The sequence below is a fragment of the Photobacterium proteolyticum genome (assembly GCF_001939735.1).
Classification (GTDB): Bacteria; Pseudomonadota; Gammaproteobacteria; order Enterobacterales; family Vibrionaceae; genus Photobacterium; species Photobacterium proteolyticum.
In genome coordinates this window covers 179727-191055 of sequence record NZ_MJIL01000085.1, presented here as the reverse complement: position 1 = coordinate 191055, position 11329 = coordinate 179727, and the positions used below count along the sequence as shown (strand labels likewise).

Genomic DNA, 11329 nt, shown 5'->3' with positions numbered 1-11329 from the left:
TAGCGGGACATATTTTCTGCTCACCACCCCCTGTCTAATTTACGGATTTAGATTAGGCGACAACTATCCTGACACAGGGGGTTCATCAACATTCAACAATGGGATTTTATTGCCACTAGAAATGTCTTCAGTCTTGATGTTAATAGTTGGTTTTGTCATATGTTCATGATAAGTCTTTGTTAGTAAGGTGAAATCACATATCGCTCCCCAGTGTTAATAATTATCATTTTAATTTGTAATGTCGTTTTTTTCAATAGGGTAGCCACTTTTGAAAAATGGTTAGTCAGTCACTCATCTTTGCGGATAAGGCTCACGTTTGTTGAGAGGCTTGTAGGCGATACCGGGAGACTTGGTAAATACTTAATAGGTAATTCAAAATCACAATCAATCCGAAAAGGGATTGTCTACTAAAAAATCTTATCATTCTTATGGTTTTTACACGCTCTTATTGCATGCAAGAGTGTGACAGAGGTAACCTAAACTCAGAAAAACCTTTTGGAGCTCAAGTAGAGTCAGTCGTGGCTTTGTTAACAGCTGAATACTATAGAAATTTTTAGAGAAAGGATGCATTCTAACTGAGCAATATACGTTAAATACTTAATGAATGCTTTGGTGAACATTGATGCGATTTAGTTTTTAGTATTTGTCCAAAATAACCTAATATCATGGTCTCAGCTCGGCGCAATGTGATCAGTTTAAAGGTAGCGGAACCCGTTCTTCCGATCCTCTTCTGCACCTGATTTAAAGGTGTTATGGGAAAGCTGGCTGGCCTCAAAACTTGAATATTCAGAATAGATATCCCCTGAATTTTATGATGGTAAGTGTGACTACTAAGAGTGATTTTTTCATTATTTCACTCCTAAAAGGAGACTAGCGAGCTGAGTGTTTAGTGATTTTTATGACTCGCTAGCCTAGTTATTAAAATTTATAGGTCACGCCGGCACCAAGCATATATTCGGTTTCATCGTAAAAGTTGATGTTTGAAGCTTTTACGTCATAGCCGGCGATAGCATTAAATGCCCAGTTATCCCATCCCATAAACTCGTCGTATTCATATCCGGCGAAGAAGCTGTATTCGGAATCTTTCTGCTCGGTATCAAAAACAGGGTTGACGGTATCAAAAGTTGTATTGAGATATTTACCCGAGATAGAAAATGCATGTCGGTTGACAAATTTCATGTAAGACAGCTCAACGCCGTAGCTTTTATTCGACATTGCATCGCCATCTGCCGAGAAGGTCTTATAAATAACTGCTGGCTGAAGAAGCGATGAGTTGTTAATCATGTATTTATAGGATATTTTCGAGTAAAGCCCGTTGCCGCTGCGATCCAGTCGTTTTTGCTGCTCGCTGGTGTACTGGGAGCCCGATTGCTCAGTATCGATATCTTTAGTGTAATAGGCCAAGTCCAACGAGAACGGTGAGTCCATGATGCTGTCATACTGGAGGCGGTAAGCGTTGCCTGAAATATCAGTTGTCTGGCGTTCGGTACCTGTCAGATACGGATCTTCCCATGTTTCACCGCCCATAATAGTCGGCAGGTAAGAGATTGAAATGGAAGACTCTTCAGATAGCCCATATCGGTATCCGGCTTCCAGTGCAAAGTCACCAACTGCGATGTCTTCTCGTGATGTCCCGATAAAGATCTGATGATTGTCCAGTTGACCGAATGTGTAACGAAGCTGGCCAAGAGGCGCTGCCAACATCTCAGACTCTGACTTACCTGAGTTATCGACATTGCTGATTGTTTTATCACTGTCAGTATTGAAATTGGATTCTGTTGAACCAAATCCCACAAGCGCAGAGACTTCCCCTGAGAAGCCAGGTTCGCCTAATTCAGCCATTGTATGTCCGCTAATGAGTGCCATGCAGCAAACCAAATACGTTTTTTTCATCTCGAATTTTCTTTGTTCGTAAGTTCAAGGTGAAATTATCGATAGATGTTGTCGAATTAATGTCTTTTAAAATTGCCATGTTTAATATGACAAGTGATCGGAGCAGTTCACTTTTTAGCTCAATAAAAATTATGTTATTAGCTGGAGGTGGGGTTATTGGGTATATAAATGACTCGAATGAATATTTGTTAGCAATAATGTTCTAGTTGGGTCTTGAGGTGAGCGGGTAAGTTTTGCAAAATAACTGAAATCGACAAAATTAGGTAAAGAACATGATTTCTAAATGGGCTGTGCGCTTTTTTCAAATGGCCGAGTTGGTCGGTTCTTGGAGTAAAGATCCTTCGACACAAGTGGGGGCGGTGATCACTCACGGTAACCGAATCGTCTCGGTTGGATTCAATGGTTATCCGCATGGTATCTCGGACAGTGCCGACACCGATGATCGTGAGATGAAGCTGCTAAAAACACTGCATGCCGAAGAGAATGCCATTTTGTTTGCCAAGCGTGATTTGGCGGGCAGTGATATCTGGGTAACTCATTTCCCTTGTCCTAACTGCGCCGCAAAAATTATTCAAACCGGTATTTCTTCAGTGCATTGCCCGGAGCAGACGGAAGATTTTCTTTCTCGCTGGGGAGATAAAATCAAAGTCAGTCAGGATATGTTTATCCAGGCGGGTGTTGAGGTCGACTGGCTGCCGCTTGACGAGTTGTCAAAATCATAACCTTGTTATTAATGATAAAAATATCTTAAGGCCACCGCATCGGTGGCCTTTGTTATTCGGCTGAGTGTGGCCTCGCGAGCTTATCAACGAGTGACTTAAGATCATCACGAAATTCCAACCTGTCGATATAGGGGGTTATATTGCTCACTTCTGTCTTGAGCTGCTTATGATTTCCTTGCTTTGCATAGGCTTCTGCCAGATAGAGGCTCGGCAGTAGGTTATACAACGATTCAGGGTGCTTCAAAATGCTGAATTCACGCTTCTTTGTAAGGTAGCGGATTCCACGTTTCTCTTGCCCTGATAGGATAAGCAGCCTGCCATAGAGCGCGCTTGCATCGTCCCATGCCGGGAGGTTGTTATGGTTGAACAACAACCTGGTATCATCCTGATTGTTCAGCATTAATTCCTTGAAGCCAGCAATAGCAGCTTCAGTTTCACCTGTGAGCAGTCTTGCGTAGTGGATATACACATCAGCCGCGTGTTTGTCTGTATAGGGCAAATAGCTGTGTCTCAGGCTTTCAATATCTTGCTTAGCAGCGCTGCCATTAAGAATAGCCGCAAACAGATCAAAATAACGCTCTGAATCCAGTTCTTGATCCGGGTATTGTTTGCGATAAATTTTCCTGATCCCGCTATAACGCTTGTAGGCCTGACGAAACGCATTCCAGTCTCGGTACCAGATCGCAAGTGTCATGTCTGAAGGGGCGGTTCCGTACGCATTGATATTGGTTTTGCTGGAGTACATATAAGATGACGATAATAGCCGCGAACTCGCTTTTGCACCCTTGAGATCGCCAATTAACAAATAGGCATTTACCAGATTGTCAAAGGCACTATGGGCATGGGCATTCGATTCTCGGAAGCCGCTTATCAGTTCTTTGACCGACTCATATAACTGGTGCTGGCTCTCATTGTAACTCTCCCAGGTTATTCCCATCACCGGTTGAAATGACAAGTGAAGCTCGTTGAGCGGCAGAGACTGCTTACGCTGAGCCTGTTTTTGATCGTCGTATTTTTGGCCAAAATCGTTATTACCAAGGCTGTAGGCAACCATACTGGCAAGATCTAGGATTTGGTATTTTTCGCTGGCCGTAAGATCGTCAGATATCCAGTTTGCAGGTTCCTGTACAAGCGCCTCTTTTTGTTTCTCTGACAGCCAAGTGAAACGTGACCCTATGAGGAGCATTGCAGAGCGGGAGTCCAGTCCGGTTAGCAGGTCATAGATTCCTTTCTTCTGGGCAAGCGGGAGCTGTTTCCACTCAGCAGTCTGTAAGGTGACTTGTCTGGCCAAGCTTTTAGACAGCTTTTGATACCGTGACAGATAAATGTCATCAGCGGTCTGCTGCGGGACTTTGAGAATTTCAGCGAGCAATCCTAGCTCTGCCAAGGAAAGTGTGCCTTGGTTGTCAAACAGAACAAAGTATGGCTGAGCCAGCTGGTTGCTTGCGCATGACAATGGTGAAAAGTCCGGTGATTGGTAATCCGGGTTACAGGCCGGGTTGAGTTGCTCGGACAGGCGCTGAGCACGGATAAGCAAGGTTATAATGTAATGGCTGCGCTCGGTCGGCTTATGAGTATGTTCAATTTGCTCCTTGAGTGAAGAGAGCAACTCAATGGCAACTTGATATTGTCTTAGGGCAATCAGGCCGTTGGCGTAAATGATCCCCGTTTGGTAGCGCGCATCCGGGGTCAGGTTTTGTTGGCTATGGTGCCATTGCTGAGCGGCGTATGTGAATAAATCGTTGATCGATGGCGCTTTTATCGTATCGGTCAGGGCCGGGCGGGTGAAAGCCAAGGTGTTACTCATCTGATTGATGACTTGGCGGTTCGACCGCTGCTCGTTGAGCAACGTGATGTACTGGTGAGTGACGATAGCCGTTCCTCCGACAACTGACAATATCAATGCCAGCAGGCTGGAGGATAGGAAAGGCTGACGCTTGATGGCCTTTTTTAACCGATAGCTACTTTTGTTTGAATAGGCATCAACAGGTCGCCCAGCCAGATAGGCGTCGATTTCTTCGAGTAGCTCATCGGCATCGCGATAACGTTCTATAGCCTCTGGTTGCGTCGCTTTGGCGATGATCGCAGCCAGCTCAGGATCGATATCTGAAAAGGTGCAGAGGGCATTAGTGGCAGAGAAGTCGGTATCGAAACCGTTGATATCCGGCCATCTCAGGCTGAGCATGTAGAACAAAAGGACACCCAGCGAATAGATATCCGATCGCGCTTTGTACCAAACTCTGGCCTGCTGCTCAGGTGCACTCCAGTGACGAGAGAATGCGTTGATATAATGGACGGCATTGTCCGGGTTGATGGCATGATTATCGTCGAACTGGCGGCTGAAACCCAAATCGATGATTTTTATCTGACCGCGGTTATCAACCAAAATGTTCTGTGGCTTAATATCGCCATGGTAGAGCCCCCGGCTGTGGGCGAAAGCCATTCCTTCCAGTACTTGCCTGTATAACATGAGGCGCTCGGTGCGGGTAAGCCTTTTCATATCGAGATACTGATGCAGCATTCTGCCATCAATGTACTCGGTCACGATGCAGTCATGACTGCCTATCTTATCGACACCGAAAAGCTGACAAATCTTCGGGTGTTTTGCCGCAATGAGGTTACTGCTTTCACGAAAAAACAGTTTGTCGGTTTCGCTGGCGGTAAGAATATTCTGGCGCAGAACCTTCACGGCCGCATAGTGCTGGGCTTGTTCATTACCGGTGGGCGATTCGACAGTTTGCCGGGCGAGAAAAACCATCCCGGTGGCACCGCCTTCCGACAGTACTTCGGAAAGGGTAAACCCCATGACCTTTTGACCAATGAGCGAGGCTAGCGGATTGGATGTGCCTACTTCACTGGCAATTAAATTTTCACCCAGTTGGGTGATGCCGCTAAGCGACAGTGCCAGCATATCGGCAAGATCGGCGACTTCATCGGGGTAATCTTTGCTTAGGGCAGCCAGACGCAGTTGCTGCTCATCGGGAGATAGATCAAGAAGTTCGGCGTAGAGATCGGATATTTCCATTTAAGTCAGGCTTTTTTTTAAAAAGTGCGTGGCAAACTGCAAGCGGTTGTTGACGGTTCTTTCGCTGACCTTGAGCAAGGTAGCGATTTCTTTATTGGTGACGGCAGCAAAATGCTTATACTCAAAGACTTCGGCTTGCTCGGGGTAGCGATTTCTGAGCTCCAGCAATGCCTTGTGCAGGTCATGACTTTGGGACATATCGGGCGTGATGCTGTCGTCCTGCGTATCGTTAAGCTGTGAGAGGTAGGCCAGTTTGTACTCCTGGCGCTTGGCCATCTCGCCGGGATCGGCGAACAATAAGTGCCACACCGAGCGGCGTACATACTCGATAAACTCTTTGCGATGAGTAAAGGGGGTTTCGTCATTGCGCCAGCGGTTGAGCTTTAAAATAGCTTCATGGCTTAGCTCGGTAACTGATGCATCGCACAATATCGTTTTGCTCGGATCGTTTTTTTCTCGCAGCCGTCTGACAATGGCCTTGATATCCTCGTAGGCAGCGGCAAAAAAGAGTTGTTCGGCTTTCTTATTTCGAGAACGCCACCCTTCGAGTAGCTGGGTGGCATCGTCTCTTTCTGTCAGGCGAGTGATTGACGGTTTGACCATGTTCGGCTCTATACTCATTGGAATCATTAACCAACTGATAATAAAGTGACTTTACAGAGAAATCCTACTTTTTTACGTAAAATCAGACTGGCTCTGATGTTCTGTATAGTATTTGATCGGTTTGACCACCAGGCTCTGGTTACCAACGCCACTCATTAGCCAGCACTGGTTCTGACGGTAGACCGGTTTGCAGCTTGGGTTATGTCCATGCAGTGTCAGATCAATATTGCGTATAGATGTTTTGCCCCCCGTGTTGATATCGCTTCGATTCCATAGCATTCGCCATACATCTTCAGTACTCAATTGGCCTTTTACAACCTCGTTCCAGTCCCTTGGGGCAGTGGCATGGCTAATGCCAATTTGCTGATGAGCAAATGACAGAGTTAATGCCAGCGGCATCCGGAGTGAAATCAGGGTCTGCCAGCGAAGTAGCATTTGCGGCTGGTGGAGGAAAGCCTTTAACCAGCTGCTTCCGTTATCGATAAGCTTGTCCCAGAACGTCTGATTGGAAAACCCTAACAGGAATAGTTGTTCGTGGTTGCCCAGTACGGGACAAAACCACGGTTGTAAAAGCAGCTCCAGACAGTGCGGGCTCTGCGGGCCGCGGGAGATCAAGTCCCCGGTACTAAACAGCCTGTCTCTGTCGGGACGGAACTGGCAGTGTGCTAGTTCGCGGTAAAGTTGCCGGTACTGACCGTGAATATCGCTGACAATAAAATCGGTTCCAGCTGTATTTCTTGTTATCGCTTGGTGAAAGTGGCGAGGAATAAAAGGGCGCATAGAAAACCCGTATAGTGCAAGCGTAGAAAGAAAGTAGGGATTTAAGGCAAGGGTAATACCTTGCCTTAAGCCCTTGGGGGAGGGAGCGGTTAGTTGGCCTCGTTTACTGTGGCGTTTTCGGCTGCATTAGCAAGGGGCTTTGTGTCTTCTTCCGGGTTAAGCGCTGCCAGCTCCTTGCTGAGGATTTGTTCGTTGTTGTTCTTGATCAGGCGGTTGACCGCCACCATGGTCCAGATCCAGATACCAAGATAAATAATGCCGGGTACAATGAGAAATGCGGTGAAAATACATACCACAGAAATCAGCATGAAGATAAGGCCGAACATTACCTTGCCGGCATAGCAGTGACCGAGGCCGGGCAGGATAAAGTTAAGGAAAACACCAATCATGTTGTTCTTTAATTGGTTGCGGATGCGCTCTGAATGTAGTGTGTCTTGAATGCTCATGTTGTCTATCTCATTGTTTGGGAATGCGCTTAGTATCCATATCGGCAGAGCAAATAACGAGGGACGGAAAGCCGGATAAAATTACGCAAAAAGAAATGAAAAAGATGAAGCGCTGGTTTTAAGGCAGCAGTTTGGCAATAACGATAATCAGTAGGAAATAGATGATAAGTACCAGGAAAAACATCGTCAGGATACCCAGCAGCAGGCTGATAGTTGTTAAGGCGATACTGTAGATATTAATATTTACAACGAAGAAGAGAAAAGCGAGCAGGGTCGATAGGAATAGGGCGCCGATTGCCGCCCCCTTCATGTCTGAGGCAGAAGGACAAATATGGCTCGTAATGGATGCCATCGCGAAAAACCAAACAATAAATTTCAGTTTTCCCTGATTGAAAAGCTCGGTAAAGAGCGCCAGAGTGTGTCCTATGTTCAGCGCAAAAACATCCAGGTAGCCAGAAACACTGCTGATAGTTAGCAGTTTGTTCTGGTTGGCTCCAATCAGCTGTCCAAAGCCGTAATGCGGGTAGATGATTTTCGACATGATAGCCATGGTTAGCAGGCCGCCGAAGATGGGGGCAATGCCAATGAAGAACCGTCCGCACTGCTGGTAAAGGCTTTTAGGATTAAAGCTGTGATGGACATAACCAAGTTGACTACTGCCGTTTAATTGCAGCAGCTTGATCTCGTGGATCTTGTGCCGGGCAAGCACACATACCAAGGCGTGGCTAAGCTCATGGACCGGGGTGCCGATAAAGGCGGTAAGGTAGCGCAAACGGTATTTACCGTACTGCGCCAACTTGGATGCAGCGTAAACCTCAAGCTGGCGGACGAGCACCAGCATGCCAATGAAAATTGTAAAGAGGAGAAATAGCTGCATCTTCTTTAGAAAGAAACTCAATCGCTAACTAGTAGGCTGTTGAGCTTCCAGTCTATGAATAATATTCAGTCTTAGGCGTCTTCGTCACCAAAGCCGAAGTCATCGCCGCCGCCGAAAAAGCTGTCACCGCCGCCAAAGCCGACATCATCCGATGGTGCATTGGCAAAGCTGTCATCAAATCCAGCATCACCAAAGCCCGAGTCACCAAACCCACTTTCTCCGAAACCGGCATCGCCAAAGCCACCGCTAGTCTCGGTATAGTCAGAGGCAAAGCCAGATGAGTCGTCCAGGAAGCCGCCAGTACTTTCTTCGGTCGAAGCCAGGCCTTCATCCATTGCGGCATCAGGTGCAACATCCGCAGCGGCCATCTCGTCCGCAGCTGGTTCATCATTGCCGAATAGGGCATTGCTGATCATATTACCGGCTACCATACCAACCGCGACGCTTGCGGCTGTTTGCATGAAGCTGCCGAATGCGCTTGGTTGATGTGCAGGTCTAGGTGGTTGAGGAGCCGGGCGGTTACCGCCCATCATTTTGCTGAAAGCGCCTCGGTTTGATTCAGATTTATGGTGCTCAACACATTTCTCAAGGTATTCGTTTTTCTGCTTTATCTCTTTGAGTGCCATTTCCTGTACCAGTACGGCCTGGGTCAGTTTGTAGATGGCATCTTGCTGGGCACCGATTTCATCGACAATCAGCTTTTCAGCGTCTGCGTCCTTCGCCTTATTTGGGCTTTGTTTCAGTTTATTGGCGACATTTTGAATCAGTTCTTTTTCTTGTGGTGTCATTCTCTTTACCTTCTCTTCAACGTGATAACGTTGTTATAGATATACCCTTGAGCTTGGGCTTATCATCCTAGCTCAGAGGGTATGTTTCAATCTGTTACTATAGGTAACTATTTTTGCTTGTCGGTATTGTACACGCAGAAAAAAATCCGGCAAAAAGCCGGATTAAAAGGAAAGGACAGTGTGTTGGTAATTGGTGTTACTGACGAATACCTTCAACGTGTAGCTCAAGATCAGCGTAGCTTGATTCACCCATTACCTGAATACCGAAGTCTTTAAGTTCAATACGGGTTGTACCGGTAAAGCCTGCGCGATACCCACCCCATGGGTCTTCACCTTCGCCAACAAAAACAGCATCGATAGCTATCGGCTTGGTTTGCCCATGCAGAGTCAGATCACCGGTGATAGTCATTTCACCGTTGCCTTTTGGTTCGACCTTGTTACTGGTAAATGTTGCTGTTGAGTATTTTTTTACCTCTAGAAAATCTTCGCTGCGTACGTGCTTGTCACGCTCTGCGTGGTTGGTATCAAAGCTGGTGGTATCCACATTTACGCTTACTTTGGATGCCGAGATATTCATTGGATCGTAGCTGAAAGTACCGTCGAAAGTATTAAAGCGTCCCTTGATCCAGCTATAGCCGAGATGCTTGATCTTGAGGTTGATGGAAGCGTGAGCTCCCTTGGTATCAATTACGTAGTCTGCTGCAGAAGCGACAGATGGAATCGCGAGCGCAGTCAGTAGACCCAGAGTCAGTAGTTGCTTTTTCATGTTTACTTTACTCCCAACATTTTCTTTAACGTATTGTCTTTGTTGATATAGTGATGCTTTAAAGCAGCAAGTGCGTGCAGCGCAGCCAGCCCGATAAGGCCGAATGCAAGGTAGTAGTGAACCTCGCCAGCAATATCTGCCTGGTTAGGAAACAGTTCACCTGCCGCAGGAACTGAGAACCAGTTGAACACTTCAATGGCTCGTCCGTCGGCGGTAGAAATCAGATAGCCCGAAATAAAAAGCCCGAATAGCATGACATAGATAACCCAATGGGCCAGTTTTGCTCCTACTTGCTCCCAACGGGCACCTTCAATGGCCGGGTGGCCTTTGAGGGTTTTCCAAACAAGGCGAAAGAGGGTGACAAAAGCTAGGCAGAGCCCGGCTGATTTATGCCAGTGCGGAGCCGGTTTATACCATTGGGAATAGTAGTTCAAATCAACCATCCACAGCCCAACAGCAAATAAGCCGATGATCACAACGGCGGAGAGCCAGTGAATAGTGATAGATAGCCAGTCATAAGGTTTCGATGCATTTTTCATTACGGCAAATCAATCTGTTCCAAACTTGAATAGCTATATTTTAGTTATTAATTTGTGAAACATAAGTCACGCAAGTTGAACAACAACATCAAATTATTTGAATGAACTATTTTGAGGGAGCCGAAAGATTGGGAAGGCGAGCAGCTCAGGCAGGGGGAATTGCACTAGAGCTGCTCTTTGGATACTTGACTATAATGAGTAACTTATACGCAAATAGTCAGGTTGTTATTTGTTGCAGTAACTGAAACTGACGTCATGTCTTCGATATGATCCAGAATATCGGTTTGGATGTCGCTATGACCAGAAAATACTATTTGAATTACCTGCATTCCGGCACTGTTTGCACTTTTTATCCCTGAAATAGCATCTTCAAACACTAAACATTGAGATGGCTCGACTTTCAGCTTCTCGGCACCCAGTAGGTACGACTCGGGGTTAGGTTTGCCGTGGGTAATATCGTCTGCAGTAATAAGTACTTTGGGCATCGGCAGCCCAGAGGCTTCCAGTTTGGCAAGTGCCAGTTCTCTTGAGCTCATGGTAACGATTCCCCATGGCAAATTTTCAAGGGAATGTAATAGGGAATCAGCGCCCGGGATGAGTGTTACTTCGGATGCATGCTCGATTTCTTGCTTGAGCAGTTTGTCATTCTCATCCAGGACATTCAGCTCTGGTTTGAACTTTGGGATGACTTCCAAGGCACGGCAACCATGTACTTCTGCCAGCAGTTTGTCTTTATCGACACCGTGCCTTGTTGCCCAACTCTCCCAAACGGCTTCAACACAAGAGGCTGAATCAACAAGCGTACCGTCTAAATCAAATAAGATTGCCTGAACATCTACCATAGAACCTCTCAAAAATGCAAAAACATGCAGTAACACTTTATTTTACGC

11 protein-coding genes are annotated in these 11329 nt (G+C 46.3%); 1 reads left to right on the top strand and 10 read right to left on the bottom strand.

Going from position 1 to position 11329, the window contains the following annotated elements:
• Positions 1–918: 918 nt before the first annotated feature.
• Complete coding sequence (locus BIT28_RS17965) at positions 919–1893, bottom strand: DUF2860 domain-containing protein (RefSeq protein ID WP_075766224.1); 975 nt, start codon at positions 1891–1893, stop codon at positions 919–921.
• A gap of 272 nt (positions 1894–2165) precedes the next feature.
• On the opposite strand from BIT28_RS17965, the gene BIT28_RS17960 reads away from it, so the two are divergent.
• The gene (locus tag BIT28_RS17960) at positions 2166–2615 is read left to right on the top strand and encodes a dCMP deaminase family protein (protein WP_075766222.1); all 450 of its coding nucleotides are present in this window, start codon (positions 2166–2168) and stop codon (positions 2613–2615) included.
• Between the two features lie 52 nt (positions 2616–2667).
• Here BIT28_RS17960 and BIT28_RS17955 read toward each other — a convergent pair whose 3' ends face one another.
• The 9 genes from BIT28_RS17955 to BIT28_RS17915 form a co-directional block, all read right to left on the bottom strand.
• Positions 2668–5640, bottom strand: a complete 2973-nt coding sequence (locus tag BIT28_RS17955; protein WP_075766220.1) for a serine/threonine protein kinase — start codon at positions 5638–5640, stop codon at positions 2668–2670.
• On the bottom strand, positions 5641–6243 hold the full coding sequence (locus tag BIT28_RS17950) for an ECF-type sigma factor (protein WP_075766218.1): 603 nt from the start codon (positions 6241–6243) through the stop codon (positions 5641–5643).
• Positions 6244–6315: 72 nt separating this feature from the next.
• Positions 6316–7023 carry a metallophosphoesterase gene (locus BIT28_RS17945; protein WP_075766216.1) on the bottom strand — a complete coding sequence of 236 codons (708 nt, stop codon included), beginning with the start codon at positions 7021–7023 and terminating at the stop codon, positions 6316–6318.
• An 89-nt stretch (positions 7024–7112) separates the two neighbouring features.
• Positions 7113–7469 carry a DUF6677 family protein gene (locus BIT28_RS17940; protein WP_139310487.1) on the bottom strand — a complete coding sequence of 119 codons (357 nt, stop codon included), beginning with the start codon at positions 7467–7469 and terminating at the stop codon, positions 7113–7115.
• A gap of 118 nt (positions 7470–7587) precedes the next feature.
• The gene (locus BIT28_RS17935) at positions 7588–8346 is read right to left on the bottom strand and encodes a hypothetical protein (protein WP_075766212.1); all 759 of its coding nucleotides are present in this window, start codon (positions 8344–8346) and stop codon (positions 7588–7590) included.
• Between the two features lie 71 nt (positions 8347–8417).
• A complete protein-coding gene (locus BIT28_RS17930) occupies positions 8418–9134 on the bottom strand; it encodes a DUF2076 domain-containing protein (protein WP_075766210.1) in 717 nt (238 codons plus the stop codon).
• Positions 9135–9330: 196 nt separating this feature from the next.
• Positions 9331–9900 (bottom strand): YceI family protein, encoded by a 570-nt coding sequence (locus BIT28_RS17925; RefSeq protein ID WP_075766208.1) that lies wholly within the window; start codon positions 9898–9900, stop codon positions 9331–9333.
• A 2-nt stretch (positions 9901–9902) separates the two neighbouring features.
• Positions 9903–10439, bottom strand: coding sequence for a cytochrome b (locus BIT28_RS17920; RefSeq protein ID WP_075766206.1), 537 nt, complete (start codon positions 10437–10439; stop codon positions 9903–9905).
• Between the two features lie 203 nt (positions 10440–10642).
• Positions 10643–11281, bottom strand: a complete 639-nt coding sequence (locus tag BIT28_RS17915; protein ID WP_075766204.1) for an HAD-IA family hydrolase — start codon at positions 11279–11281, stop codon at positions 10643–10645.
• Between the last annotated feature and the right edge of the window lie 48 nt (positions 11282–11329).